Origin of the sequence: Alicycliphilus denitrificans K601 (assembly GCF_000204645.1) — a bacterium.
GTDB classification, from domain to species: domain Bacteria; phylum Pseudomonadota; class Gammaproteobacteria; order Burkholderiales; family Burkholderiaceae_C; genus Alicycliphilus; species Alicycliphilus denitrificans.
Genome location: NC_015422.1, coordinates 2,934,841 through 2,960,291 on the forward strand (window position 1 = coordinate 2,934,841; position 25,451 = coordinate 2,960,291).

Annotated in this window: 23 protein-coding genes and 1 tRNA gene; 14 read left to right on the forward strand and 10 right to left on the reverse strand. The window is 66.2% G+C overall.

Annotated features, from left to right (window positions below; genetic code table 11):
• The first annotated feature begins 6 nt into the window (after nucleotides 1-6).
• From traC to ALIDE2_RS14000, 12 genes are read left to right on the forward strand one after another with little or no spacing between them, the layout of a single operon-like run.
• Nucleotides 7-2,589, forward strand: coding sequence for a type IV secretion system protein TraC (gene traC / locus ALIDE2_RS13945; RefSeq protein WP_013722354.1), 2,583 nt, complete (start codon nucleotides 7-9; stop codon nucleotides 2,587-2,589).
• Nucleotides 2,586-2,945, forward strand: coding sequence for a hypothetical protein (locus ALIDE2_RS13950; protein ID WP_013722355.1), 360 nt, complete (start codon nucleotides 2,586-2,588; stop codon nucleotides 2,943-2,945). The genes traC and ALIDE2_RS13950 overlap by 4 nt, the downstream gene beginning before the upstream one ends.
• The gene (gene traF, locus ALIDE2_RS13955; protein ID WP_013722356.1) at nucleotides 2,942-3,529 is read left to right on the forward strand and encodes a conjugative transfer signal peptidase TraF; all 588 of its coding nucleotides are present in this window, start codon (nucleotides 2,942-2,944) and stop codon (nucleotides 3,527-3,529) included. Before ALIDE2_RS13950 ends, traF (ALIDE2_RS13955) begins: the two co-directional genes overlap by 4 nt.
• An 11-nt stretch (nucleotides 3,530-3,540) precedes the next feature.
• Nucleotides 3,541-3,948 (forward strand): hypothetical protein, encoded by a 408-nt coding sequence (locus ALIDE2_RS13960; protein WP_013722357.1) that lies wholly within the window; start codon nucleotides 3,541-3,543, stop codon nucleotides 3,946-3,948.
• Nucleotides 3,945-4,574: a type-F conjugative transfer system protein TraW gene (traW, locus tag ALIDE2_RS13965; protein ID WP_013722358.1), complete on the forward strand. Its 630-nt coding sequence runs from the start codon at nucleotides 3,945-3,947 to the stop codon at nucleotides 4,572-4,574. The genes ALIDE2_RS13960 and traW overlap by 4 nt, the downstream gene beginning before the upstream one ends.
• Nucleotides 4,571-5,590 carry a TraU family protein gene (locus ALIDE2_RS13970; protein ID WP_013722359.1) on the forward strand — a complete coding sequence of 340 codons (1,020 nt, stop codon included), beginning with the start codon at nucleotides 4,571-4,573 and terminating at the stop codon, nucleotides 5,588-5,590. Before traW ends, ALIDE2_RS13970 begins: the two co-directional genes overlap by 4 nt.
• The gene (trbC, locus tag ALIDE2_RS13975) at nucleotides 5,577-6,329 is read left to right on the forward strand and encodes a type-F conjugative transfer system pilin assembly protein TrbC (protein WP_013722360.1); all 753 of its coding nucleotides are present in this window, start codon (nucleotides 5,577-5,579) and stop codon (nucleotides 6,327-6,329) included. Before ALIDE2_RS13970 ends, trbC begins: the two co-directional genes overlap by 14 nt.
• 9 nt (nucleotides 6,330-6,338) lie before the next feature.
• Entirely contained in the window at nucleotides 6,339-8,756 is a 2,418-nt protein-coding gene (gene traN, locus ALIDE2_RS13980) for a type-F conjugative transfer system mating-pair stabilization protein TraN (protein ID WP_013722361.1), read from the forward strand.
• A complete protein-coding gene (locus ALIDE2_RS13985) occupies nucleotides 8,753-9,148 on the forward strand; it encodes a hypothetical protein (protein ID WP_013722362.1) in 396 nt (131 codons plus the stop codon). Before traN ends, ALIDE2_RS13985 begins: the two co-directional genes overlap by 4 nt.
• Before the next feature lie 7 nt (nucleotides 9,149-9,155).
• On the forward strand, nucleotides 9,156-10,034 hold the full coding sequence (gene traF, locus ALIDE2_RS13990; RefSeq protein ID WP_013722363.1) for a conjugal transfer protein TraF: 879 nt from the start codon (nucleotides 9,156-9,158) through the stop codon (nucleotides 10,032-10,034).
• 9 nt (nucleotides 10,035-10,043) lie between these two features.
• Nucleotides 10,044-11,492 (forward strand): conjugal transfer protein TraH, encoded by a 1,449-nt coding sequence (locus tag ALIDE2_RS13995; RefSeq protein WP_013722364.1) that lies wholly within the window; start codon nucleotides 10,044-10,046, stop codon nucleotides 11,490-11,492.
• Nucleotides 11,493-11,513: 21 nt separating this feature from the next.
• A complete protein-coding gene (locus ALIDE2_RS14000) occupies nucleotides 11,514-14,288 on the forward strand; it encodes a conjugal transfer protein TraG N-terminal domain-containing protein (protein WP_013722365.1) in 2,775 nt (924 codons plus the stop codon).
• Between the two features lie 5 nt (nucleotides 14,289-14,293).
• On the opposite strand, the gene ALIDE2_RS14005 is transcribed toward ALIDE2_RS14000, so the two are convergent.
• Nucleotides 14,294-14,629 (reverse strand): hypothetical protein, encoded by a 336-nt coding sequence (locus ALIDE2_RS14005; RefSeq protein ID WP_013722366.1) that lies wholly within the window; start codon nucleotides 14,627-14,629, stop codon nucleotides 14,294-14,296.
• Nucleotides 14,630-15,114: 485 nt separating this feature from the next.
• Between ALIDE2_RS14005 and ALIDE2_RS14010 the strand changes: the two genes are divergently transcribed.
• Both ALIDE2_RS14010 and ALIDE2_RS14015 read left to right on the forward strand, forming a co-directional pair.
• A complete protein-coding gene (locus ALIDE2_RS14010) occupies nucleotides 15,115-16,224 on the forward strand; it encodes a hypothetical protein (RefSeq protein WP_013722367.1) in 1,110 nt (369 codons plus the stop codon).
• The gene (locus ALIDE2_RS14015) at nucleotides 16,193-17,050 is read left to right on the forward strand and encodes a S1 family peptidase (RefSeq protein ID WP_013722368.1); all 858 of its coding nucleotides are present in this window, start codon (nucleotides 16,193-16,195) and stop codon (nucleotides 17,048-17,050) included. Before ALIDE2_RS14010 ends, ALIDE2_RS14015 begins: the two co-directional genes overlap by 32 nt.
• A gap of 261 nt (nucleotides 17,051-17,311) precedes the next feature.
• Here ALIDE2_RS14015 and ALIDE2_RS14020 read toward each other — a convergent pair.
• From ALIDE2_RS14020 to thrS, 9 genes are all read right to left on the reverse strand, one after another.
• Nucleotides 17,312-17,388: transfer RNA gene (locus ALIDE2_RS14020), tRNA-Pro, on the reverse strand.
• A 33-nt stretch (nucleotides 17,389-17,421) separates the two neighbouring features.
• Nucleotides 17,422-17,847, reverse strand: a complete 426-nt coding sequence (locus ALIDE2_RS14025; RefSeq protein WP_013722369.1) for a MerR family transcriptional regulator — start codon at nucleotides 17,845-17,847, stop codon at nucleotides 17,422-17,424.
• 99 nt (nucleotides 17,848-17,946) lie between these two features.
• Complete coding sequence (locus ALIDE2_RS14030) at nucleotides 17,947-18,300, reverse strand: integration host factor subunit alpha (protein WP_013519331.1); 354 nt, start codon at nucleotides 18,298-18,300, stop codon at nucleotides 17,947-17,949.
• A complete protein-coding gene (gene pheT / locus ALIDE2_RS14035; RefSeq protein ID WP_013722370.1) occupies nucleotides 18,297-20,741 on the reverse strand; it encodes a phenylalanine--tRNA ligase subunit beta in 2,445 nt (814 codons plus the stop codon). Before pheT ends, ALIDE2_RS14030 begins: the two co-directional genes overlap by 4 nt.
• 123 nt (nucleotides 20,742-20,864) lie before the next feature.
• Entirely contained in the window at nucleotides 20,865-21,917 is a 1,053-nt protein-coding gene (gene pheS / locus ALIDE2_RS14040; RefSeq protein WP_013519333.1) for a phenylalanine--tRNA ligase subunit alpha, read from the reverse strand.
• A gap of 101 nt (nucleotides 21,918-22,018) precedes the next feature.
• The gene (gene rplT, locus ALIDE2_RS14045) at nucleotides 22,019-22,378 is read right to left on the reverse strand and encodes a 50S ribosomal protein L20 (protein WP_005795139.1); all 360 of its coding nucleotides are present in this window, start codon (nucleotides 22,376-22,378) and stop codon (nucleotides 22,019-22,021) included.
• Nucleotides 22,379-22,404: 26 nt separating this feature from the next.
• A complete protein-coding gene (gene rpmI / locus ALIDE2_RS14050; protein ID WP_013519334.1) occupies nucleotides 22,405-22,608 on the reverse strand; it encodes a 50S ribosomal protein L35 in 204 nt (67 codons plus the stop codon).
• A gap of 175 nt (nucleotides 22,609-22,783) precedes the next feature.
• A complete protein-coding gene (gene infC / locus ALIDE2_RS14055; protein ID WP_013722371.1) occupies nucleotides 22,784-23,383 on the reverse strand; it encodes a translation initiation factor IF-3 in 600 nt (199 codons plus the stop codon).
• A gap of 78 nt (nucleotides 23,384-23,461) precedes the next feature.
• Nucleotides 23,462-25,381: a threonine--tRNA ligase gene (gene thrS / locus ALIDE2_RS14060; RefSeq protein WP_013519336.1), complete on the reverse strand. Its 1,920-nt coding sequence runs from the start codon at nucleotides 25,379-25,381 to the stop codon at nucleotides 23,462-23,464.
• Nucleotides 25,382-25,451: the final 70 nt, after the last annotated feature.

The following is a 25,451-nucleotide window of genomic DNA, read 5'->3' on the forward strand; positions in this document are numbered from 1 at the left end:
GCCACCATGCGCATACCCTCCACCGAAGCCCCGTCCGGCGAGTTCCGCGCGGCACCGCTGTTCCCCTTCGCACTGCCAGCGGACACACCGGCCGAACAGTTCGCTGGCTGGCTGCCCTACTCGGCCTACCTCGCCGAAGAGAAGCTCTTCGTGAACCGCGACGGCATGGGCTTCCTTCTGGAAGTGATGCCGCAGTCGGGCGCCGACGAGCGCATGGCCGAGGTGCTGGTCTCGCTCTACGCCAACTGCCCGCCGGACACCGGCCTGCAGTTCCACTTGTTCGCCTCGCCGCACATCCGCCACCAGTTGCGCCAGTACACCAACCTGCGCGTGGAAGACGAGGACCAGGCCGAGAAGGCCCGCCCCTTCGGGCGGCCCGTGCCCAACGAGAACCTGTTCCGCAAGCTCGCTCGACAGCGCGTGCAGCACCTGCTGCGCGGCACGCAGACCTCGCTCACCGCGGGCTTCCACTACACCTTGCGGGACTTCCGGCTGATGCTGAGCGTGTCCTTCCCCGGCGATGCGGCGGATCTGAACAGCCGCGAGGCGCTGCTGACGCTGCGCGACTCGATGGCCGCCACGCTGCGCGCGGCCATGCTGCCCAACCGCGTGTGCGACGCGGCCGACCTCATCAACTGGTGCGCCCTCTTCACGAACCCCGACCGGATCGCGCACTCGGACGCGGAAGACCTGCAGTTCGATGACGATCGGTGGCTGCACTACGACGATGGCCGGGAGATTCGGGACCAGATCGTGGACTTCGACACCATCCAGGATCCGCATCCCTCCGGCATCACCCTATGGAAGGAAACCAGCGCCGAGGTGCTGGAAGCGCGCTTCTACTCGATCAAGAGTTTCCCGGAGAAATTCGCGTTATGGCAGATGGGCTCGCTGATCGGCGACCTCATGCAGCCGGCGCTGCAGTACAGCGCGCCCTTCCTCATCACGCTGGGCGTGCACATCCTGGACCCCAACGCCACCAAGTCCGTCGTCACCGCGAACCACGTGCGCGCCACCCAGAACGCCAAAAGCAAGATGGCGGATGTGATGCCGGATGTGAGGAAGAAGCTCGACGACTGGTCCGCCGCGGCGAACGCCATCGACACCGGCGGCAGCCTCGTCAGTCTGTACCACCAGCTCGCGATCTTCACCCACCCGGACAAGTCCGCCTCGGCGCACGAGGCCGCCAACGCGATCTGGCGCGCACGGGGTTTTCAGCTCAATTCCGACGCCTACATGCACAGGCAGGCCTTGCTCGCGAGCCTGCCCATGACGCTGACGCCGAGGATGCACAAGGACCTGGGCAAGATGCGCCGCGTCACGCGCAAGACCATGTCGAACGCGATCCACATGGCGCCGCTCATTGCGGAGTGGCGCGGCACGCGCACGCCGGCGCTGGTCTTCGGCGGCCGTCGCGGCCAGGTCATGACGCTCGACCTCTACGACAACGATCTCGGGAACTACAACTTCGCCATCATCGGCGCCCCCGGCAGCGGCAAATCGGTGCTGATGAACGAGCTGGCCTGGTCCTACCGCGCGATCGGCGCGAAGGTCTGGATGCTGGACCTGGGCCGCAGCTTCGAGAAGCTCTGCAGGAAAGCGCAGGGCACCTACATCGAGTTCCGCGCGGATTCCAACATCTGCCTGAACCCGTTCACGATCGTGCGCGACATCAACGAAGACATCGACATGCTCGTGCCGGGCATCGCCAAGATGTGCTCGATGCAGCATACGCTGGAGGAGGTGCAGTACAAGGCCATCTCCGCCATGGTGCTCAAGCTCTGGCGCGAACATGGCCCGGACCTCACGATCACCGGCGTGCGCGACGCCTTCAAGACCGGGACCATCGAGGAACTTGGCGTCAACGGTGACCAGCGCATACGGGACCTGGCGATCATGCTCAACCCTTACGCCAAGGGTGGGCAGTACGAGCGCTTCTTCGAGGGCCGGTCCAACGTCGATTTCAGCAACGATTTCATAGTCGTCGAGAATGAGGAACTCAAGCGCCGGCCCGACCTGCACGCGGTGGTCAACATCCTTCTGTTGCACCAGATCACCGGGGAGATGTACCTCACGCGCAACCGGCGCAAGGTGCTTTTCATCGACGAGCTGAAACAGCAGTTGGGGGACATCGGCGCCGACGATCCCGTCAAGGCGGCCGTGGTGGAGGAGGCAGCACGCCGTGCGCGCAAGTACGGGGGCGCGCTCGGCACTGCTACCCAAAGCGCCGACGACTACTACGGCAGCGCCCAGATGGAAGCGGCGTTCAACTGTTCCGACTGGGTGTTCCTGCTGCGGCAGAAGCCCGAATCCATCGAGATGCTCGACCGCAAGGGGCGCCTGTCCATGGACGAGCCGAAGAAGCGACTGCTCAACTCGCTGCGCACCGAGGCCGGCGCTTTTTCCGAACTCTACATTTCCTCGCCCGTCGGCGAGGGTGTCGCCCGCAACATCCTCGACCCGGCGACCCATCTGCTGTTCTCCAACAAGCTGGAGGACAACGCCCCGATTGACGAACTGCGCGCCCAGGGCCTGTCGATCGACGAGGCCATCACCGAGCTGCTGCGGCAGCGGGGGTACGCGCTATGAGGGCGCTCCTGCTGCATGCGCTCGTCGCCGCGCTACTCGCCGCTGCCGGCATCGCGGCCTACGACCGCTGGGTGCTGCGGCCCACGCTCGTCGTCGGCGTGGTGGACCTGTCGGAGGTCTACCGCGCCAAGGAAGCCGAGTTCACGCAGATGCTCACAAGCACCGGCACCGGCACCGAGGCCGAACGCGAACAGGCGCTCGCACTGGCTCGCCGCTTCTCGCAGCGCCTGCCCGCGGCGCTGGAGGAACTGCCGCGCGAGTGCGGCTGCCTGGTGGTGATCAAGAGCGCGATCGCCGGTGCGCCGAACAGCCGCGATCTCACGCCGGTGCTACGCAGAAAGGTAGACCATCCATGACCGAACCCGTCTCCACCAATGCGGCCATCCAGGCGTCTGGCTGGTGGCGCCTCCACGTCCGATCCTTCGCGGAGTTCCTGCGCCACATGCGGCGGCGCTGGTACCTGTACCTGCCGGTACTCGCGATCTGGGGCTTCGCCTACGTGCGCCTGTTCGTCGACCCAACGCCGCGCGTGCCGCTGCTCGTGAACTGGACACCAAGCCTGCCGTACCACGTGGCGCTGATGCAGTTCCAGCAGAGGCCCGTGCGGCGCGGCGACCTGATCGTCTTCGCCTTTGCTGGCGAGGCACAGGCGCACTACCGCGGCCTGCGCGGCCAGCCTTTCTTCAAGCGGGTGCGCGGCGTTCCCGGCGATGTGGTCACGGTCTCGGACCGCACGGTCTTCGTCAACGGCGAAGCCGTGGGCCGGGCCAAGACCCACGCCTACGACGGCCATCCGCTCGCGCCCATCGCCCCGGTGGTGATCCCGCCGGGCCACTACTACGTCCAGGGCATCGGGCTCCACAGCTTCGACTCGCGCTATGCCGAGAGCGGACTGGTGCGCGATGGGCAGGTGCTGGGCATCGTCCAGCCGATCTTCTGAGGAGTCGGACCATGCCCCGTAAATCCAGCATCGCCCCCCGCGTGGGCGCCAGCCTCGGCCTCCTGCTGGCTATTCTGGCGGCGGCCTCGAATCCCGGGCGGGCGCAGACCAGCCCGGCCTTCGGTCCGGTGAGCACGCCTTCCACGGCCGCGCCCGCCGATGACATGCCGCTGGCCGACTACCTCGGCCTGCTGCGGCAGATCGCCCCGGCCGCCGAGCAGGGAGCCCGCACCTACCTCGCCGCCGCGCAACTGCGCTGCGGCCGCGCGCCGACCACGACCGAGCTGCGGCAGGCCCTGTCCGAGGGTGACGGCCACCCGGCGCTGATGGGGCTGATTCGCGCCGCCCACCAGCAAAACAAGGCGGCGCGGGACCGGTGGATCGCACAGATCCCGTGCCCGCGGGGAGCTGCGCGATGAAGCGCACCGCCTCTTTCGCCATCGCCCTGCTGGCCGGGACCGGCCTGCCCACGCTCGCCACCGACCTCGGCACCCTGGGGCCGACCTACGAGATCGCCGAGCCCCACCTTCTTCGCATGATCGAGGAGCGCCTGCGGGACAAGGAACGCTCGGGCGAACTGGCCCGCATCGAGCAAGAGGCGCGCGCCCGCGGCACCGACATCGTCAGGAATCCCGTGCCGGTAGCCAGCGTGCGGACCACCGCCACGCCGCGCACCTTTTACTTCAACCCCACTTACACGCTCGACCGCAACCTCCTGGGCGCCCAGGGCGAGCTGCTGTTCGCCGCGGGCACAAAGGCCAATCCGCTGGACATCGTGTCCCTCTCGCGCCACCTGCTGTTCTTCGACGCACGCGACAGCCGCCAAGTCCGCCGCGCACGCGAGCTGATGACGCACTACCAGGGCAAGGTGAAGCCGATCCTGACCGGCGGCTCCTACCTGGATCTCATGAAGTCCTGGCGCGTCCCCGTCTACTACGACCAGCAGGGGATGCTCACGCGGCGCCTGGGCATCACACAGGTGCCCGCCCTCGTCTCGCAGGAGGGCAAGCGGCTGCGCATCGACGAAATGGAGGTGACGCAATGAAGCGCCCCTGGTTCACCTCCTTGCTCCGATGGCTGTCCGGACTGGCCCTGGCTGCAGGCGGCGCTGCCGCAGGCGCGACCACCTGCACCGGCAAGTTCCCCAACCCCATCACGGACATCTGCTGGAGCTGCATCCTGCCGCTGAGCATCGGCAGCGCCCGCATCGGCGACTTCGGTTCGCAGGAAGACATCGAAAACCCCGGCAGCCCGCTGTGCACCTGCGGCGTCAACCCGGTGATCGGCCTGTCGGTCGGCTTCTGGGAGCCGGCCCGGCACGTCGAGGCCGTGCGCAAGCCCTTCTGCCTGACCTCGCTCGGCGGCATCGACCTCAATCCCGGCATCCCGGCACCCGAGGCCGCGCGATTCACACGGTCCGAGGGCGATGGCGATGGTGGCAGTTTCTACCAGGCCCATTTCTACGTGAACCCCGTCCTCTACTACCTGGAGGTGGTCACCGATTTCCCCTGCCTGGAAAAGGGCAGCTTCGACCTGGCCTACCTCACGGAGGTCGACCCGCTCTGGGCCGACGACGAACTCACGCTGATCATCAACCCGGACGCCGTGCTGTTCGCCAATCCGGTGGCCATCGCGGCCTGCGCTGCCGACTGCGTGGCGGCCTCGCTTGGCTTCGGGATCCGGGAGATGTTCTGGTGCGCCGGCTGCCAGGGCGGCCTTTATCCCATGAACGGCCATGTTCCGTACCACTTGGGCGGCGTGCGCACCGCCGCGCTGATGGCACAGCGGCTGACGGCCAAGATGCACCGCGAGCTGATCGCCTGGGGCTGGCACGGCACACCCGGCCTGTGCGGACCGTACTTCCTGCCCGTCATGGACAAGGCCGCCTACAAGACCCAGCTCACCCATCCAATCCCGGCCACGTCAAAGGAAACCGGCAAGTGCTGCCGGCCTTTCGGCCGCCAGACCGTCACCTGGAGCGCTGGCAAGGAGTACCCGGTACGAGGCGAGGACTTCAGCTTCATCTTGTTCAGAAAGAGGAACTGCTGTGTGGGCTACTGACCTTCTCTCGCGACACCGGATCGCCTCGGCCTTGGCGCTGGCGCTGCACGCGACGGCGGCAACGGCCGCCGGACCCGACATCACCGAGGCCGACCTCGAGCGCGTGGGCCGCGAGCAGCCCACCGTCACCGAGCAGGACATCGAGCAGGCGCGGCGCAGGCATCGCGAGCCGGGCGAGGCCGAGCTGAAAGCGGCACCCGTGCCGTCGGCGCCGGCCATCGAGGCCCTGCCCCAGCCGGCGACGCGCACGCCGATAGACCTCGAAGCGCTGGCGCGAGGCTACGCCTCGCAGGTCGACGCGATGCAGGCCGCCGAAGGGCTGGCGCGCGGGCCGGGCCTGTTCGTCTTCGTGAGCCTGTCGATGCCACGGCCCGCCCTGCAGCGCCTGATCGATCAGGCCGCGCGCGCCCGCGCCTCGGTCATCCTACGCGGCCTCGTCAAGGGATCGCTGCGCGAGACCGTGGCGCAACTGCAGCCGCTCATCGGTACGCGCCAGGTGGCGGTGCAGATCGACCCCCCGGCATTCGACCGTTTTTCCATCGTGCGCGTGCCCAGTTTCGTGCTCGTGCGCGACGGCACGCGGCCGGTGTCCTGCGCCAGCGGTACCTGCGCGCCACCCGAGGCCTTCCTGCGCACGGCGGGCGACGTGAGCCTGGACTACGCGCTGGAGCACATGGTGCGCACCGCCCCGGCGTTCCAGGGCGATGCCGCGGGTTTCCTGCAACGGCTGAAGGAGTAGGAGCCCGCCATGCGCCCCGCCCTCGTCCTCCTCCTGCGCCGTGCCGTGGTCTGGCTCACGCTGGCCTGCTTCGTCACGACGCAGACGGTCGCGCAAACCGGTCCGCATGCCGAGGGCACAGCCGCGGGCCAGGCCGCCAACCCGGTGATCCGCGGTACGATCAACGCCCCCGACGCATCGGCGGTGGTGCCGGGCTACACCACGACGCCGCCCGAGCGCGGCTACTACGGCCAGCCCAACCTCTCGGGCCAGACCAGCGCCCGGCTCGCGGCCTGCGCGACCACCCCGAACGATCCTGTGTGCCAGGCGCTGCTGGGCGCGCGGGCCTCGGCCAACACACCGCGCGAGCCCGTCTCGCCCTACGACCCGGCTGTCCTCGACGCGCGCCGCGTGGCGGCCAACCCCTCGACGGCCCTGGAGGACATCGCGAGCTACTACAGCGGCTGCCAGGTGGAGACCGTGGCCACGCCCGCGACGGAGACCCGCGTGTGCCGGCAGTACAGCGGCGCGACTGCCCAGTCGTGCGCCCGCACGCTGTCGGTATCGATCTCGCGCACCAGCAGTTGCCCGCCGGGCGAGTGGTTCGCCCAGGCGGCCTCCGGCAGCGTCGCACTGGGCGTGCAGTGCAAGCCCGACCAGCCGGCCTCGGGCCAGCGCTTCCGGGTGACCAGCGCCGGTGTGCCGGTGGTCTTCTTCGACGTCGATGTGGGCTCGGGACTGGTGTTCCCGCAGATGGTGGCCCCCTTGCCCAACCCCGCCTGGCCGCCGGGCGGCCAGAACGGTGTCTGGGTCGTCAACAACCGCTGTGATGGCGATGCCTGCCGGCTGACCGGCTTCATCGCGCAGGAGTACCGCCAGGTCTGCACGGGCGGCGGGGGCGACTCGGGGGACATGAATTGCACCAACGAGCGGCCGTTCCTGGAGGTGTATGGCGCCTGCCCTTCGGGCACGCAGAGCGGCGACCGCATCGCGCACACGACCGGCTCGGGCGGTGATGCCGGCGACATCCAGACCACCTACCTCGACGAGGGCCGCTGCTATGCCCCCAGCACCGACCCGAACGACGCGCCGGGCCAGGACGTCACGGGCACCTATTCGGCCTCTTACTGGCGGTTTGGCAGCAACCGCCCCATCGTGGGCTTCCGGCTGAACGCGTTGTACGGCCCGATCTCGCAGATGACGCTGAGCTTCGAGCGGCCCCACACCACGGTGACCGAGTCGGACCAATGGGATGAGCAGTGCCCCGCACTCGACAGCGACGGCCGCTGCGCCGTCACCGGCGCGGCGCGCTGCGCCGACGGGCCGGCCACCAAGGTGATCGACGGGGCTTCGGTCACACGCGCGTGCTGGCGCTACGAGACCTCGCTCTCCTGCCAGTACGGGACGCCCACCGACGAGTGCGCGCCACTGGCCGCGGCAGGCTGCACGCCATCGGGAACCGTCTGCCGCCAGATGAACCCGGCCACGGGCACCTGCGAAATCGCGGAGAACACCTACAGCTGCCCGGTGGCCCCGGGCTCGGCGGTGACGGCGCGCAACTGCCCGATCGACGTCTTCTGCATCGCGGGCAGCTGCTTCAATACCACGTACACCAACGACGCCGACTTCGCGAGGGCCATGTCCTTCCTGGAAGCGGGACGCGAGGCAGGGGTCTACCTCGATACGGACAACCTCCAGGTATTCCGGGGCGAAGCCAACCGCTGCCGCGACCGCCTGCTCAACAACTGCTGCATGTCGGACGCCTCGGGCCGGGGCATGAGCAACCAGAGTCTATTCGGGGTGGGTTCGCGACTGGTTTTCGATGTGTTGATGAATTCCGGCAACCGCGACTTCCTCTACCACGGAATGCAGGCGCTGCTGATGAGCGGCGGATTCTCAGGCAGCTTTACCACCTATGGCGTCACGGTGGCTATCAATGGCACGGCCCTGCCTGCCGGCTCGTCGGTGCTCTATGCCGGAGAGAGCGTGGTGGTGGCCTTCGACCCATGGAGCCTGGTCATCGCGATCGTCATCTACGTGGTGATGTCTGCGATCTCCTGCGACGAAGAGGAAGGCAAGCTGGCGATGAAGGAAGGCGCACGGCTGTGCCATACGGTCGGCACCTACTGCTCATCCTGCATCCGCATCCTGGGCAAATGCGTCTCCTGCATCACGCACACCACGACCAAGTGCTGCTTCAACTCGGCCCTGGCCAGGATCATCAATGAGCAGGGTCGGCTGCAGGTCGCGAAGTGGTGGGGCACGGCCGAAGCGCCGGACTGTTCGGGCTTCACGATCGCGCAGTTGCAGAGCCTGAACTTCGCGCAGATGGATCTCACCGAGTTCTACGCGTCGATCGTGCCAAACCTGCCTAGCGCAGGAGCGATGCAAGGCGGCGCCGTCGGTCGCGCGAGCAACTGCTACTACGGCGAAGGAAGATGCCAATGAAGAATACCGCCACCCGCGCCAGATCCCGCTTCGCAGGTATCGTCCTGATCCTCCTTCTCGCCACGCGAGCGCATGCCGAGCCGATCCGCACGCCCGTGACCGATGCACGGCCCGTCCTGCTGGCGGCCTTGCAGTCCACGGACGGGGCAGCCCACGGCGTACTCATCGGCAAAGTGGCGGATGCGATCACCCGGCATTTCCAGGCCACCTCGCCGATCTATATCGATGTGTCCACCGTGAAGCGCTACCGGGAGACGGGCTGCAGCCGACTCAAGGTGCTCTTCTGGCAGGCGGGCTTAAAGCTGCCCGACGTTGCGGTGCCGCGCAAGCAGACCATCGAATTCGGTATCAACTACTGCCTCGACGGCCTGCCGCCGAAGTCGCTGCTGTGAGGACGCCATGATGAGCTGCCCCACTTACGCGTACCTGCGGTTGTTGCCGATCCTGGCACTGGCAATGGCGCTGGTCACGGCCGCGGCCCAGGAAGCAGCCCCTGCCGCTGGGCAGGTCGAGCCCCGCCCCTACTGGTCCGACCGCTGGCGCGGCTGGCACTTCTACGAAGACCCTCCGCTGGAGGAGCCCGCGCCGCCACGCGCGCAGGCCGTCCCGGCAAGGCCAACCAAACCGGCAGATCCGCCCCGCCCGCCCGAGCTGGTGGAATTCGAGCGGCTGCAAAAGTCCCTCGAAGACCTGCGCAACATCGCGATCATGCGACCGACCGAGTCCAACGTGCGGCGCTACATGGAGCTGGAGATGCAGGTGGTGAACCGCGCCTCCTACTTCGCCGACGTGGCGCAGCGCGTGGCCTGGGCCACGCCCGAGCTTGATCCGACATTGCAGGGCCGGCCCGTCAACGCCCAGGCGCTGGAGGTCTTCGAGCGCCAGCAGCGGACCGACCGCTCCGCCTCGGTCGCCGAGCTGGGCCGCGACCACGTGCTCATCTTCTTCTATCGCAGCGACTGCCCCTACTGCCACGCCTTCGCGCCCACCCTGCAGGCATTCGAGGCGCGCCACGGCATCCAGGTCGTACCCGTGAGCGTGGACGGCGGCCCGATGCCGGGCTTCCCGCGCGCCCGCCCCGACAACGGCATCGCCACGGCTCTGCAGGTGACCCAGGTGCCGGCCGTTTTCCTGGCCCAGCCCACCACCGGAAAGATCACCCCGATCGGATCCGGCGTGCTCTCCGAGTCGCAGCTGCTCGAGCGCATCGCCATCGTCTCCTCGCCCACCGGCGAGGCCATGCTGCCCGGCGCGACCCAGCACCTGGCCCTGCCCTAGGAGGTTTCCATGTCCCGTCCCTCCCGCCCTGTCCGTGCTCGCAAGGCCGTCGCGCTGGCCGCGGCCCTGGTCGTGCTATCCGCCACGCTGCCCGCCCGCGCCGACCTCAACAGCGAGGTCAATGACATGTTCAACAACCTGGGCGCCATCGGCAACTACACCGCACCGGGAGCATTTCGCGGGCAGACCTACAACACCTACACCGGCGGCTCGCTCATGATGCGATCGCCCAACAAGGTCTATCAGCTCGCGGCGATCCAGTTTCCGAGCGTGAAGGCGGGCTGCGGCGGGATCGACGTGTTCGGCGGCTCGTTCTCGCACATCTCCGCACAGGAGTTCAAAAACCTCTTGCGCAACATCACGGCCGCGCTGCCCGGCATTGCGTTCCAGCTCGCGCTCGAGGCCGTGTCCCCACTCCTCGGGGGCCTGACCAAGTGGGCGAAGGGGCTGGAGACCTGGATCAACAATGCCCGCATCAATTCTTGCGAGACCGCGAAGGCGATCGTCAGCAGCGCGGCCGAGGCTGTGGGCTACAGCTCGCAGGAAACCTGCTCGGACCTGGCGATGGAGATGGGCCTTGAGAGCGACCGCGACGCTGCCCGCCGCCGTTGCTCGACCGACCGGCCCAGCATCCTGTCTTCTGCCCGCTCATCGGGCGATGCCAATGTGCGCAACAAGGCGCCTTTCGTGGGCAACCTGACCTGGAAGGCGCTGCAGTACACCGGCTCCTCCCTCGACGACGCAGGGCGTGAATTGATCATGAGCATGGTCGGCACCGTCATCTATTACCCCGAGGAATCGGGACGCGACCCGGAGCCGATCGCACCGACCCTGACGTCGATCAGCCAGTTGCTCTACGGCCAGGCCGCCGGATCGGGCAACAACGTCATCCAGCACCTGCTGCGCTGCAACGACTATTCGACCTGCGACGTCGTCTCGACCAACACCGCCTACGACCACGTGCCCTTCACGGCGCGCGTGGAGACCATGATGCGCTCGATCGCCGACCGCATCGCCACCCGCACGGCCATCCCCAACAATTCCGCCGAGGTCGGCTTCGTCAACCAGACCACCGAGCCGGTCTACAAGATGCTCTCGGTGGGCACCAGCATCCCGGGCTCGGGTCTGGCCGACAGCCTGATCGGCCAGTACCGCGACGTGATCGCGGCGGACTACGCCCACGTCTTTCTCGAAAGGAACCTGCGCCTGGGCATGGCGGCCCTGGCGAAGGACTACACGCTGCAGCAGACGCAGCGCGACCAGGCCAACCAGATCCGCCAGCGCGCCCAGGCCATCCTGCTGCAGATCTCCCAGGAGAAGAACCTCCTGTATGCGAAGGTCGGTTCCTACCGCGCCGTCGCCAGCCACCTGGAGCAGTTGGAGCGCCAGTTGCGCTCGAGCATGCCCCAGCATGTGATGGACATGCTGGGCCAGCAGGCGGCCCACCTGTCGCGTTGACGCCGATGGTAGGGCACGACCATGTGGGAGATCTACGCCTACCAGAACGCGGACAGCCTGTTCGGAGTATTCAACGCGTCCGCCGCGATTCACGCCTCCGGCGACTACGCCTCAGCCGTCGCGGCGGTGGCCTTCTGCGGCTTCGTCGCCGCGCTCATCGCCTACGCGTTTGCCCCTGAAAAGCTCCAAGGCTGGAAGTGGCTCGCCTCCGTGGTGCTGGTCTTCGGCATCCTGATTGTGCCCAAGGTCACCGTGGGCATCGTCGACAAGACCGGCGGCTCGCCGGTCAAGGTCGTGGACAACGTGCCCTTCGGGGTGGCGCTGCTGGGCAGCCTGACCAGCACCATCGGACACACGCTCACCGGGCTATTCGAGACCGCCTTCCAGGTGATCCCTGGAGCGGGGGCCTTGCCTTCGGAGCTCTCCTACCAGCAGAACGGTTTGATGTTCGGCAACCGCCTCGTCAGGGAGACCGGCAACGTGGTGTTCCAGGATCCCGCCTTCCGCACGGACCTCGTGAACTTCATTCACAACTGCGCGATGTACGACCTGATCGACGGCTCGCTCGATCCGGCCACATTCTCCGCCTCCAACGATGTCTGGCCGCTGATGGCCTCACCCAACCCTGCGCGATTCAGCACGCTCACGGGCGCAGGCGGAGCCGTGGGCGTGGACACCTGCCCGAACGTGTACCAGAGCCTCAATGGTCGGCTGCCGGCACAGTTGCAGCGCATCCAGAGGCGCCTGGCCTTCCAGCTTAACCCGACGCTGCCCGGCACCGCGGCGGCAGCCGCGATCGCAGGCCAGATCCAGCAGGCCTACCTCAAGAACAGCATCGCCAACGCATCGGCCACTGCCGCGGACATCATCCGGCAAAACGCGATGCTCAACGCGCTGGAGGACACCGGCAAGATCGTCGGGCAGAAGGTCAACGACCCGGCCTCCATGGTGCTGGCCGTGGGGCGGGCCCAGGCCGTGGCTCAGATGAACGCTTCATGGCTGAACTACGGCAAGGTGGCCGAGCAGGCGCTGCCCGTCTTCCGCAACGTGATCGAAGCGGTCACCTACGCAATGTTCCCGCTGTTCGTGCTCCTGCTGCTGCTCACCAGCGGCCGCGAGACGATGATGGCGTTCAAGGGGTATGCGTCGATCCTGATCTGGATCCAGCTCTGGCCTCCGCTGTACGCCATCCTCAACTACATGGCCTCGATCTACGCGGCCTACGACCTGGCAGCCGCGGCGGACCTGGGCACCGGCACGAAGGCGCTGGCGCTGCAGACGGCCTCGGTGATCTATTCCCGCGCGCTCTCGGGTGAGGCGATCGTGGGGTATCTCGCCATTAGCATTCCCTTTGTAGCCTGGGCCGCACTGAAAAGGATGGAGAACTTCGGCACGGCGCTGGTGGGCGGGCTGTCAGGCTTGCAGGCCATGCTGTCGGGCTCGACTTCGGCGGTCACCGTCGGCAATACGTCGCTGGGCAACGTCTCCATGGACCAGATGCAGCTCGCGCCGAACCGTACCTCGGCATTCATGGGGAGCTGGCAGCACGACCTGAGCGGCAACACCTTCTCGGCGAACGCGCTCACGGGCAGGACGGCGGTGAGCCTGCTGCGCAACCAGGGCTACGCATCGCGGGTCGTGTCGATGCGGGTGTCCGAACAGGACGTGCAGGACGCCAGTCGGCAGGTGGATGCCGCGCGCAGCGAGGCTGTGGCAGCCAGCAGCGAGCGCTCGTCCGTGCTGGCGGAGGCATTCACGAAAGGCGTGGCCAAGTTGCGGTCGTCGCGCAGCAGCAGCGGCTCCACGTCGAGCAGCTTCGAGCAGTTCGGCGAGACGCTCAATCGGCTGGACCAGATTAGCAGGAGCGTCTCGGACACCACGGGCCTGACACAGGCGCAGGTCGCGCGAATAGCGCTGGGGGTCTCTGGCCGACTTGGCGTCAACACCCCCCTCTTCGGTCTACAAGGCAACGCAACAGCTGAGAAGGCCTATGCATCGGGTTTGTCCAAGGCAGAGCAGCAGGCTCTTGCCTCCATGACGAGTGAACAACTTGCCGAGTTCAAGCAGTTCGGCGACCGAGCATCGCAGGACAGGAGCTTCATGAACGTCATAGCGAGCGATGCACGTGAAGCCCAGGACCTCGCCTCACGCCTGTCTTCGACCGCTACACGCTCGGAGCGTGCCGACGCAAGCCTCGCGGAGCGAAGCGCCTTCGCGGAGCGCGTCTCGACAGCGTACGAACGGGGCGAGACGATCTCTATCGACATCGCCCAGGACCCGCACAACCTCGCCATGTTCACCCGCTACGCCGAGCAGTACGGCGGCAACAGCGCCTCCGCGCACGTGCTGATGGAAGCGGAACTGGCCCGACAATCCCTGCGCCCGCATAGCGTGTTCTCGGACGGCACGGCGGTGCCAACGACCTTTGGCGACCTTCAGGCCCATCACCTGCGGAACTCCGGCGATCCGGCACTTGCACCCGACCTCACAGGGCGCCACCAATCGAATCAAGGTGACGTGCGCCGGTTCGGTGGCGGCGCAGCGCCCCCCGCGCCGATGGCGGGTTCGCCTTCATCGGTGCGCAGCACGATTCATCAGGAGGGTCAGCGCATCCGGGCAAGCACTTCGGCCGATCAGGGAGGATTCGACCGAAAAGCCCAGATCACGCAGACACCAGACGGCACCCTAGCTTCCGAGCGTTCCCTGATGAAGCAGACTGGGAAGCAGATCAAAGAAGACGCCGCCCCGATCATCAACGATGCGACTCAAGCCGTTAAGGACGCCTTGAAGAAGTAGATCCGTTAGATGTTCTTGTCGGCGTCGAACATGTGGTTTCCAAGCTCCGGTCGCGGTGGCTTCATGAACGGCATGTGTCCTTCATCGCGCCAGTAGTTGGCCGCGACATCACGGCTTGACGTTCCAAGTCCCCCAGGGATGGGCTCGATTTCTTCTTCGGTTTGGAGTGGAAGGCGACCTTGCCGTTTCCCGATCTGTGACAGCTCACCGCCGATCGCTGCGCCGAACAGCGCGCCCACGGCCATCATGACAACACACAGGCCCCAGTCATCGTTGCGGGCCGACAGGTACCCAGCACCGATGCCCAGCAGCAGGAAGAAGAGGAAGATGGCTTTTCGCATGAGCACCTCCTGACAGTTACCCTATCAGCGGCGACCTTCATGTCAAGACCTCCAAGGGCCTTCCAGCCTCTCACCACACGATATGGTCGGCTGGCGCCGTCGAATGTCCGAGTTCCTCAATCTTCCTGGGAGCCCTGCGAATCCTAGACTGCCGTCTGCGTCTCGCGGACTGCAGCCTCGATCACGTCGAAAGCGACCGTCGGCACACGGTCGGCTAACGCTTGCGCTCTTTGATGGAGATCACCTCGGCGTTGTCCAGGCAGATGACCGCCAGCACGGTGTCACTGCGATGGCTCGCGCGTGCCCCACAGCTTGAGAGCGCTGCCGAACCGCTTGAATCGACTGAGGCACTTGCGCGGGCCGCGAATGGCACAGGTGCCGCGAGCGTGAACGGGCGGATTTCCCGATGACAAATCCTCTTTGTCGCTTTTGGCAATGACGTTTACATTCCCTTCGTATCGGAAATGCAACCAACGGAGGGGCGGATGATGAAGCGGATCTCCAAGGCAGCGGCGGCGGCTGGTCTCTCGCTGCTAGCGAGCGGCTGTGTCACATTCAGCCAGCAGAAGGCGCTCACGGAGAAAGTAAGCCCCGTCATTTCACAACTGCGACAACGTCAGGCCGAGGCGGACGCTGCCCGGATGGCGTTCTACGCAGCCGCGCCCATTCTCAACAGCCAGGTGGACGCCACTGAACTAAATGGCCTGATCAGCGCGCTGTGCGCGCCGCCTCCACCGATTCCGGCAGAAGCGCTCGATGCGCTGGACGCATTCCAGCGACAGCTGACCGTGCTCAGCAAGGAACCCGATGCCAGCTTTTCGGGCTATCAGCAGAGCATCGCCACCACACAGAAGACGCTCAACAGCCTCACTGCACTGGGCGACTACCAGGCCCGGGAAATACAACGCCGGAAGGACACGGCCGAGCAGGAGGCCGATATCGTGAAGCGCGAATTGGACTGCGGCACTGTGATCCGACAGAACTTTGCTGCGGAGATCACTGGGCCTGATTTCGGCACGGATGTCAAGGCATTGGGCTCGGTAGCTGTGATCCAAGCAGTCGGTGCGCTCATCCTCAAGATCGAGCAGATCGCGGACCGCGAGCTTCGCGCTGCCGCGCTACGCCAGTACGTCGCCATCTACAAGGCAGAGGTGGCTGTCGCCTTGGACCAACTCGATTCCAGCACGAGCCAAGGCGCCATCGCCAACGATCCGGAGCTGCGCAAGTCAAAAGTACCACCGGGTGCGCGCAGCGCCTACTCCCGTATGCTGCGCGAGCACCTTCAATACCTTGAGCGCAAGGCCTTGCTACTGCTACGCGATGCACGAAACCCGGCCTTGCCCCGCACTCTCAACCTGCAGGCCGCAGACGCGTTCGCCGAGACCGCAGCAGCGCACGCCAAGGTGCTGGGCGCTCTCACGATCGCCGACCGGACTCTAGCCAGCTTGCGCACTTGGTACTGGACCTACACGCGGGCTATCGAGGCCGGTCCGTCAAGCCCCAGCGAGTTGGTTGACGCGCTGTTCGCTGCCACCAAGGATCTGAGCGCATTGGACAGTTTGTATGGCTCCTTCGACAAGGCCCGCAACCAATAGGAGGCGGCTGTTCCTCGGCCTCGCTGTGGCGGGCTGCGGCGGCCTCGCCCTCGCGGCCGCTTGGCAGGAAGGCACCAAGCCCTATATCTACAAGGGCTTCAAGCCCGATCCATCGCTGGAGCTATCCTGGCAAGTGGCAATCGTGCTGCGCAAGACCCCCGATGCAATCCGCTGCGGAGGCGCGGTCATTGCATCGCGCTGGGTTCTCACCGCCGCCCACTGCTCTGATGGCATCGACGCCTCCGACGTCCGCGTCATCGCCAATACGCGGAATCTCAAAGATCCGGCGCGAACCGTGCGCCGGGTCAACGAACTCGAGACCTACTACCACCAGGGACTGGAATACAGCGCCTCGTCCCGGCGCTTCGACGCCGCGCTGCTCAAGCTCGACCAGCCCATCGCGGCAAAACCGCTGGAACTCGCCTCCGCGGCCGAAGCGTCACTGGACGCCGTAGGAGCGAAGGCCCAGGTCTTCGGCTGGGGTATCACGGAATCGGGGGTGTTTTCCACCGACTTGCTGGCAGCGAACGTCACCATCCATCCCGGCGCGACATGCCAAGCATCGGGTCCTGGGATACCTCCGCTGGCGGACACGCTGATGATCTGTGCAGGGGGGAACGTCGAGGACGCATGCAGCGGCGACAGCGGGGGACCGCTCGTGGCTGAGCTGGGCGGCCGACAGTTCGTGATCGGCATCGTCAGCCGCGGCGTCGACTGCGCGAAGCATCAGGGAGCCGGCATCTACACGCGAGTTCGCGCCCTGAGCACTTGGATCTCCACAATGCGCGCCAAGCACGCCGATCCCGGAGAAATCGAGCAGCGCTAAAGGTGAGACGCTTCTTACCAGGCCAATGCAACGCGCAAGAACGAAACCGGACACGGGGCACGTAACCAGTTCGCCAGCCCATCCAGCGCAAAACCCTCTACAGCATGCAGGGAATACGTGTGCGCTTCGGGTTTCTGCACCCATCTATGTCGCAAGGGAAGCCCATCCCGTCCCAGAACTGGTGGACCCCTGGGTGGACCCCTGGCTGCCGAACAAAGAAAAAGGGCTCCTAACTTGATAGCTAGGAGCCCTTATCGTTATTGGTCGGCGTGGCGGGATTCGAACTCGCGACCCCTTGCACCCCATGCAAGTGCGCTACCAGGCTGCGCTACACGCCGACAAGACTTGTATTCTATAGCGAAAAATCAGCACTAAAAAAGAAGTGCGCGAATTTCTTCCAATTCTTTTCTGAGCCGCGCAGGGTCGAGAGGCACAGCGTGCGGCCCATCGCCCTCCACGGACTGCGCGCCAGGCTCCCCGTGCAATGCCTGCTCGTCATCGGGCCCGGGCAGCGAAGCGCCACGCAAACCCTTGTCCGCATGCGTCAGCTCCTGCAACCGGTTGCGCGCGCCACTGATGGTGAAGCCCTGGTCGTACAGCAGGTCGCGGATGCGGCGGATCATCAGCACCTCGTGGTGCTGGTAATAGCGCCGGTTGCCACGCCGCTTCACGGGCCTCAGCTGCGTGAACTCCTGCTCCCAGTAGCGCAAGACATGGGGCTTGACACCGCACAGATCGGCCACCTCACCAATCGTGAAGTAGCGCTTGGCCGGGATGGGGGGCAGCTGGGTGCTCATGGGATCTGCGTGAATGAGCGGAAACCCTCAAGGGTACTGCAGGCGCCCCGAGTCCACCAGGGACCGGGGGGCTGCAAACGCAAGACAGTGTCAACGGCCTCAGGCCTCTTTGGAGCGGCCCTGGATCTGCTCCTTGAGCTTGCTGCTGGCATGGAACGTCACCACACGCCGCGCCTCGATGGGGATCGTCTCGCCCGTGCGCGGGTTGCGCCCGGGCCGCGGGGCCTTGGTGCGGATCTGGAAATTGCCGAAGCCCGAGAGCTTCACGTCCTGGCCATCGACCAGGCTTTGCACGATCAGGTCGAAGAACGCGTCCACCATGTCCTTGGACTCGCGCTTGTTCAGGCCTATGTGCTCGAACAGCAGGTCCGCCAGCTGCGCCTTGGTCAGAGCCGGGGACTCCAGGCTCTCCACCGCGAATTCGATCGCGCCGGTTTCCATTCCCGATGTCATCGCAACCTCGCTCCCGTCTGTTGGGCCAGCGCCTGCAGCACGGTCTGCACGGCGGCGTCGATTTCCGTATCTGTCAGCGCGGCGCTGTCGCTGCCCAGCGTCAGGCGCATGGCCAGGCTCTTTTCGCCCTGGGCCAGCGCGCCCGCCGGCGCGCTCTCGCCCGCGCGCGGCGGCTGGGGCCGGAACACGTCGAACAGCACGGCCGAGCGCAGCAGCTCGCCCGGCAGGGCGGCGGCGATGGCGCCCATCACCTCGTCATGGGTGACGCGCTCGGCCACGACCACGGCGATGTCGCGCTCCACGAACTGGCGCTTGGCCACGGCGCGGAAGGCCGGCACCTTGCGCTGCAGCACGGCATCGAGTTCGAGCTCGAACATCACCGGCGCCGCGGGTAGTTCCCAGGACTGGCGCCACTGCGGGTGCAGCTCGCCGACGAAGCCGATGGCCTTGCCGTCGAGCAGCACGCGCGCGCAGCGGCCTGGGTGCAGCGCGGGGTGCGTGGCCGGCTCGAACGTGGGGCGCAGCGGGGCCAGCAGCGCCTCCACGTCGCCCTTGGCGTCGTAGAAGTCCACGGCTTTGTCCTTGCGGCCCCATTGCAGCGCGTCGGCCGCGCCATGGGCCAGGCCCGCCACGCGCATGGGCTGGGCATAGCCCTCCACGCTGCTGTCGCTGCCCTGCACGCCGGCATCGCGCAGGAACACGCGGCCAAGCTCGAACACGCGCACGCGGCCGGCCTTGCGGTCCAGGTTGAACTTGAGCACCTGCAGCAGCGAGCCCAGCAGCGACGAGCGCATCACGCTCAGCTGGCTGGCGATGGGGTTGAGCAGCCTGATGGGCGCGGCGTTGCCGGCCAGCTCCGTCTCCCAGCGCTCTTCGACAAAGCTGAAGTTGATGGTCTCCTGGTAGCCCAGGGCCGCGAGCTCGCGGCGCACGGCGAAGCTGCTGCGGCGCGACTCGGCGCGCAGCTTCGGCGTGATGGGAGCAAGCGGCGGGTTCGTGGGCAGGTTGTTGTAGCCCACCACGCGCGCGACTTCCTCGATCAGGTCTTCCTCCAGGCGCAGGTCGAAGCGGAAGGACGGCGGCAGCACGGTCACCGCACCCTCCTCCTCCCGCACCGACAGGCCCAGGCGCCTGAGCGCATCCGCGCATTGCACCTGCGTGAGCGGCATGCCGATGACCTTGGCCGCGCGCGCCACGCGCATGCGCACGGCGTTCTGCGCGGGCATGTTCACGCGCTGGTCGTCGATGGGGCCCAGGGCCGTCTCGGGCGTGCCGCAGATCTCGACGATGAGCTGCGTGATGCGCTCGATGTGCTCCACGGTGAGCTCGGGGTCCACGCCGCGCTCGAAGCGGTGGCCCGCGTCGGTCGCGAAGTTGTAGCGGCGCGAGCGGCCGGCCACGGCCTCGGGCCACCAGAAGGCGGCCTCCACGTAGACGTTGCGCGTGTCGTCGGAGACGGCCGTGGCGTCGCCGCCCATGATGCCGGCGAGCGATTCCACTTCGCGCTCGTCGGCGATCACGCCGACTTTCTCGTCGACGGTGATGGTGTTGCCGTTGAGCAGCTTGAGCTGCTCGCCCGCCCTGCCCCAGCGCACGTCGAGGCCGCCATGGATCTTGTCCAGGTCGAAGATGTGGGACGGCCGGCCGAATTCGAACATCACGTAGTTGGAGATGTCCACGAGCGGCGCCACGCTGCGCTGGCCACAGCGCGCGAGGCGATCGACTATCCACTGCGGCGTCTGCGCGCGCGGGTTGACGCCCCGCACCACGCGGCCCGAGAAGCGCCCGCACAGGTCGGGCGCGCTCACGCGCACGGGCAGGCGGTCGTCGATGGCGGCGGCGGCCTCGGGGAACTGCAGCGCCTTGAGCGGCGCGCCCGTGAGCGCGGACACTTCGCGCGCGACGCCGTACACGCTCAGGCAATGCGCGAGGTTGGGCGTGAGCTTGAGCGTGAACAGCGTGTCGTCGAGCTTCAGGTACTCGCGAATGTCCTGGCCCAGCGGCGCGTCGGCGGGCAGCTCCAGCAGGCCGCCGTGGTCCTCGGACAGTTTCAGCTCTCGCGCCGAGCACAGCATGCCGTGGCTCTCCACGCCGCGCAGCTTGCCCACCTTGATGAGGAAGGGTTTGCCGTCCTCGCCCGGAGGCAGCTCGGCGCCCACCATGGCGCATGGCACGCGGATGCCCGCGCGCGCGTTGGGCGCGCCGCAGACGATGTTGAGCAGCTCGGGCTGGCCCACGTCCACCTGGCACACGCGCAGGCGATCGGCGTTGGGGTGCTGCGCGGCCTCCTTGATCTCGCCGACGACTATTCTTCTGAACGGCGGGGCGACGGGCTGGAGCTCCTCGACCTCCAGCCCCGCCATCGTCAGGGTATCGGCCAGTTCTTGGGTGGTCAAAGGCGGGTTGCAGAACTCTCGCAACCAGGATTCAGGGAATTGCATAGTCAGACTTCTTTGGCGTGCTCTTTTAAAGTGAGCTGCTGGCGCTTGCCATTCCATAGTTTCAATATCAAAACGATCTGAAACCCTTTGCCGGCAAGCGCTGGCAGCTCCTCTTTTCGTGCGTTACTGGAACTGCGACAGGAAGCGGATGTCGCCGTCGAAGAACAGGCGCAAATCGTTCACGCCATAGCGCAGCATGGTCAGCCGGTCCGGCCCCATGCCGAAGGCGAAGCCGATGAAGCGCTCGGGGTCCAGCCCCATGTTGCGCACCACGTTGGGGTGCACCTGGCCGCTGCCCGCCACCTCCAGCCAGCGGCCGGCCAGCGGGCCGCTCTGGAACTGGATGTCGATCTCGGCGCTGGGCTCGGTGAACGGGAAGAAGCTGGGCCGGAAGCGCAGCACGAGGTCATCGCTCTCGAAGAAGGTCCTGCAGAAGGCCGTGAACACGACCTTCAGGTCCTTGAAGCTCACGTTCTCGCCGATCCACAGGCCCTCGCACTGGTGGAACATGGGCGAGTGCGTGGCGTCGCTGTCCACGCGGTAGGTGCGGCCCGGCGCGATCACGCGGATCTCGGGCATGGGCTGGCCCGCGTCGATCAGGTGGCGGTATTTCTTGACGTGCTGCACCGCGTAGCGCACCTGCATGGGGCTGGTGTGCGTGCGCAGCAGGTGGGGCGCCTCGCTCGTGCCGCCTTCCACGTAGAAAGTGTCGTGCATGGAGCGCGCCGGATGGTCCTCGGGCGTATTGAGGGCCGTGAAGTTGAACCAGTCGGTCTCGATCTCGGGGCCGTCGGCCACGTCGAAGCCCATGGAGCCGAAGATGCCCTCGATGCGCTCGAGCGTGAGCGACACCGGGTGCAGCCCGCCGCGCCCCTGCCTGCGGCCGGGCAGCGTCACGTCCAGCGCCTCGGCCTTGAGCTGGCGTTCCAGCTCCGCATCGGCCAGCGCCTGGCGACGCGCCGCGAGCAGCGCCTCCACCGCCTGCTTGGCCACGTTGATCGCGGCGCCGCGCGTCTTCTTCTCCTCGGGCGAGAGCTGCGCCATGCCCTTCATCAGCTCGGTCAGGCGGCCCGACTTGCCCAGGAACTGCGCCTTGGCGTTCTCCAGCTCGGCGGGGGTTGCGGAGCGCGCGAACGACTCGCGCGCGCTTTCGACCAAGGAATCCAACTCGTTCATATCGACTCTTGAAAAGAAACAAGGGCTAGCGCCTTCTCAAGCCCTAGCCCTTGTTGTTTGCGCGCTGAAAGCTATGAAGAACATAGCTGACAGTCGTGAACTCAAGCGGCCAGCTTGGCCTTGACTTGCTCCACGATGCTGCCGAAGGCAGCCTTGTCATGCACCGCGAGGTCGGCCAGCATCTTGCGGTCGATCTCGATGGACGCCTTCTTCAGGCCGTTGGCGAACTGGCTGTAGGTCAGGCCCAGTTCACGGGCAGCGGCGTTGATACGGGCGATCCACAGCTGGCGGAACACGCGCTTCTTGGTACGGCGGTCACGGTAGGCATATTGCCCGGCCTTCATCACCGCCTGCTTGGCGATGCGGAAGACGTTGCCGCGGCGGCCGCGGAAACCCTTGGCCAGGGCGAGAACCTTCTTGTGACGGGCGCGGGCCGTAACACCACGTTTGACGCGAGGCATGTGCTTTCTCCTTGTTCGTCAGTTGATTACAGGCCTGCGAAAGGCAGCATCTGTGCCATGTGACCCATGTTGGTCTCATGCACGGCCACTGCACCACGCAACTGGCGCTTGTTCTTGGTGGTCTTCTTGGTCAGGATGTGACGCTTGAAGGCTTGACCGCGCTTGACGGTGCCACCCGGACGAACGCGAAAACGCTTCTTCGCGCTGCTCTTGGTCTTCATTTTGGGCATGTGAATGCTCCTGTTGCTTGTGCTCGTGAGGCGTTTGCACACCGCTGTGCAACCTTGTTGGCCCCGAGCCACTTTTTCAAACGGCGGGGGCTTTCGCCCTGCCGTGCGGCCATGCTCTCGCACGGCCTATCGGCTGGCGTCCGCCTTGCGGCGGGCGCCGGCCAAATCCTCTCGCCTACGCTGCAGTCGCCGCTGCATCCGCCGCGGGCTTGGCCCCGGGCTTCTTGCGCGCCGGCGCGATCATCATGATCATCTGGCGGCCTTCGAGCTTGGGGAACTGCTCCACCTGGATGCTGTCGGCCAGCTCGTCGCGCAGGCGGTTGAGCAGGGCCAGGCCCAGTTCCTGGTGCGTGATCTCGCGGCCGCGAAAGCGCAGCGTGACCTTCACCTTGTCGCCATCGGCCAGGAAGCGGCGGATGTTGCGCAGCTTGATGTTGTAGTCGCCATCGTCCGTACCGGGGCGGAACTTGACTTCCTTGATGTCGATGACCGTCTGCTTGGCCTTGGCCTCGGCAGCCTTCTTCTGTTCCTGGTACTTGAACTTGCCGTAGTCCATCAACCGGCACACCGGCGGGTTGGCCGTGGCGGCGATCTCCACCAGGTCCACGTCCAATTCGCCCGCCATGCGCAGAGCCTCTTGCAGGCTGACGATGCCCAGGGGTTCGTTGTCAGGGCCGGACAGGCGCACTTCGGGCGCCATGATTTCCCGGTTCAGGCGGTGCTTGCGCTCCTCGCGCTGGCGACGGTCACGAAATTCAGTAGCGATGGTTCTCACCTTCAATCAAAAATGCTACGAAAAGCGTAGCTGCTCACGCACCACCTGTGCGCTCTCAGGCCAGTTTTGACTCAAAAATCAGGCTTTGGAGGCGATGTCCCGTGCGATCAGTTCGACAAAGGCGTCGAGGGACATCACACCCAGGTCTTTATTGCCCCGGGCGCGCACTGCGACGGCTCCGGCCGCCTTTTCCTTGTCGCCCGCGACCAGGATATAGGGCAGCTTTTGCAACGCATGCTCGCGTATTTTATACGTAATCTTTTCGTTACGCAGATCCTGGACCACCCTAAGATCTTGATGCGGCAGCGCTTTCTGCAGCTTTGCGGCAATTTCGCGACAGTAGTCGCTCTGCGCGTCGGTGATGTTGAGCACCGCCACCTGCACCGGCGCCAGCCACACCGGCAGCGCGCCCGCGTGCTGCTCGATCAGGATGCCGATGAAGCGCTCGAGCGAACCGACGATGGCCCGGTGCAGCATCACCGGGCGGTGGCGGCCGCCGTCCTCGCCCACGTATTCGGCGTCCAGCCGCTCGGGCATCGAGAAATCCACCTGGATGGTGCCGCACTGCCAGTGGCGGCCGATCGCGTCCTTGAGCGTGTACTCGATCTTGGGGCCGTAGAACGCGCCCTCGCCGGGCGAGATCTCGAAGTCGCAGCCCGAGGCCTTCAGGCTCTCGATGAGCGCCGCCTCGGCCTTGTCCCAGATCTCGTCCGAACCGATGCGCGCGTCGGGCCGCGTGGCGACCTTGTAGACGATGTCGGTGAAGCCGAAGTCCTGGTAGACCCTCTGCAGGAGCCGCGTGAACGCCAGCACCTCGTGCTGGATCTGGTCCTCGGTGCAGAAGATGTGGCCGTCGTCCTGCGTGAAGCCGCGCACGCGCATGATGCCGTGCAGGCCGCCCGTGGGCTCGTTGCGGTGGCACTGGCCGAACTCGCCGTAGCGCAGCGGCAGGTCGCGGTAGCTCTTGATGCCCTGCTTGAAGATCAGGATGTGGCCCGGGCAGTTCATCGGCTTGAGCGCATAGTCGCGCTTCTCGCTCTCGGTGACGAACATGTTCTCGCGGTACTTGTCCCAGTGGCCGGTCTTCTCCCACAGGCTCTTGTCGAGGATCTGCGGGGCCTTGACCTCCTGGTAGCCGTTGTCGCGGTACACGCGGCGCATGTACTGCTCCACCTCCTGCCACAGCGTCCAGCCCTTGGGATGCCAGAACACCGTGCCGGGCGAATGCTCGTCGATGTGGAACAGGTCGAGCTCGCGGCCCAGGCGACGGTGGTCGCGCTTTTCCGCCTCTTCCAGCATGTGCAGGTACTGGTTCAGCTCATCCTTGGTGGCCCAGGCCGTACCGTAGACGCGCTGCAGCATCTCATTGCGATGGTCGCCGCGCCAGTAGGCGCCGGCCACCTTCATCAGCTTGAAGAACTTCAGCTTGCCGGTGCTGGGCACGTGCGGGCCGCGGCACAGGTCCTCGAAGCCCCCCTCGCGGTACAGGCTCACGTCCTCGTTGCTCGGGATGCTGGCGATGATCTCGGCCTTGTAGTGCTCGCCCAGGCCCTTGAAGTACGCCACGGCCTCGTCGCGCGGCAGCACGCGGCGCACCACGGGTTCGTCCTTGGCGGCGAGCTCCATCATGCGCTTCTCGATCGCCACCAGATCCTCGGGCGTGAACGGGCGCTTGTAGGCGAAGTCGTAGTAGAAGCCGTTCTCGATCACCGGGCCGATGGTCACCTGCGCGTCAGGGAACAGCTCCTTGACGGCGTAGGCCAGCAGGTGGGCTGTGGAGTGGCGGATCACCTCCAGGCCCTCGGGATCCTTGGCCGTGACGATGCTCAAGGGGCTGTCCTGCGTGATCCGGTAGCTGGTATCGACGACCTTGTCGCCGATCTTGCCCGCCAGCGCGGCCTTGGCCAAGCCGGAGCCGATCGAAGCGGCCACATCGGCCACCGTCACCGGGCCGGGAAACTCGCGCCGGGAACCGTCGGGGAGCGTGATCTGAAGCATGGTGTGCAAATCCTTGTGAACTGAAAGAGGTACGGTGCGCGCTCCCGGCCCCAAAGCAAAAAGCGCGGAA

Excerpts from the sequence above, each read along its gene's own strand:
- rpmI (WP_013519334.1), bottom strand. The coding sequence starts at position 22,608 with ATGCCCAAAATGAAGACCAAGAGCAGCGCGAAGAAGCGTTTTCGCGTT.
- ALIDE2_RS14000 (WP_013722365.1), top strand. The coding sequence starts at position 11,514 with ATGTGGGAGATCTACGCCTACCAGAACGCGGACAGCCTGTTCGGAGTA.
- ALIDE2_RS13995 (WP_013722364.1), top strand. The coding sequence starts at position 10,044 with ATGTCCCGTCCCTCCCGCCCTGTCCGTGCTCGCAAGGCCGTCGCGCTG.
- ALIDE2_RS13960 (WP_013722357.1), top strand. The coding sequence starts at position 3,541 with ATGCCCCGTAAATCCAGCATCGCCCCCCGCGTGGGCGCCAGCCTCGGC.
- thrS (WP_013519336.1), bottom strand. The coding sequence starts at position 25,381 with ATGCTTCAGATCACGCTCCCCGACGGTTCCCGGCGCGAGTTTCCCGGC.
- ALIDE2_RS14030 (WP_013519331.1), bottom strand. The coding sequence starts at position 18,300 with ATGACATCGGGAATGGAAACCGGCGCGATCGAATTCGCGGTGGAGAGC.
- pheS (WP_013519333.1), bottom strand. The coding sequence starts at position 21,917 with ATGAACGAGTTGGATTCCTTGGTCGAAAGCGCGCGCGAGTCGTTCGCG.
- ALIDE2_RS14010 (WP_013722367.1), top strand. The coding sequence starts at position 15,115 with ATGATGAAGCGGATCTCCAAGGCAGCGGCGGCGGCTGGTCTCTCGCTG.
- ALIDE2_RS14025 (WP_013722369.1), bottom strand. The coding sequence starts at position 17,847 with ATGAGCACCCAGCTGCCCCCCATCCCGGCCAAGCGCTACTTCACGATT.
- ALIDE2_RS14015 (WP_013722368.1), top strand. The coding sequence starts at position 16,193 with ATGGCTCCTTCGACAAGGCCCGCAACCAATAGGAGGCGGCTGTTCCTC.
- ALIDE2_RS13970 (WP_013722359.1), top strand. The coding sequence starts at position 4,571 with ATGAAGCGCCCCTGGTTCACCTCCTTGCTCCGATGGCTGTCCGGACTG.
- traN (WP_013722361.1), top strand. The coding sequence starts at position 6,339 with ATGCGCCCCGCCCTCGTCCTCCTCCTGCGCCGTGCCGTGGTCTGGCTC.
- ALIDE2_RS13985 (WP_013722362.1), top strand. The coding sequence starts at position 8,753 with ATGAAGAATACCGCCACCCGCGCCAGATCCCGCTTCGCAGGTATCGTC.
- traW (WP_013722358.1), top strand. The coding sequence starts at position 3,945 with ATGAAGCGCACCGCCTCTTTCGCCATCGCCCTGCTGGCCGGGACCGGC.
- traF (WP_013722356.1), top strand. The coding sequence starts at position 2,942 with ATGACCGAACCCGTCTCCACCAATGCGGCCATCCAGGCGTCTGGCTGG.
- traF (WP_013722363.1), top strand. The coding sequence starts at position 9,156 with ATGATGAGCTGCCCCACTTACGCGTACCTGCGGTTGTTGCCGATCCTG.
- ALIDE2_RS13950 (WP_013722355.1), top strand. The coding sequence starts at position 2,586 with ATGAGGGCGCTCCTGCTGCATGCGCTCGTCGCCGCGCTACTCGCCGCT.
- pheT (WP_013722370.1), bottom strand. The coding sequence starts at position 20,741 with ATGCAATTCCCTGAATCCTGGTTGCGAGAGTTCTGCAACCCGCCTTTG.
- traC (WP_013722354.1), top strand. The coding sequence starts at position 7 with ATGCGCATACCCTCCACCGAAGCCCCGTCCGGCGAGTTCCGCGCGGCA.
- rplT (WP_005795139.1), bottom strand. The coding sequence starts at position 22,378 with ATGCCTCGCGTCAAACGTGGTGTTACGGCCCGCGCCCGTCACAAGAAG.
- ALIDE2_RS14005 (WP_013722366.1), bottom strand. The coding sequence starts at position 14,629 with ATGCGAAAAGCCATCTTCCTCTTCTTCCTGCTGCTGGGCATCGGTGCT.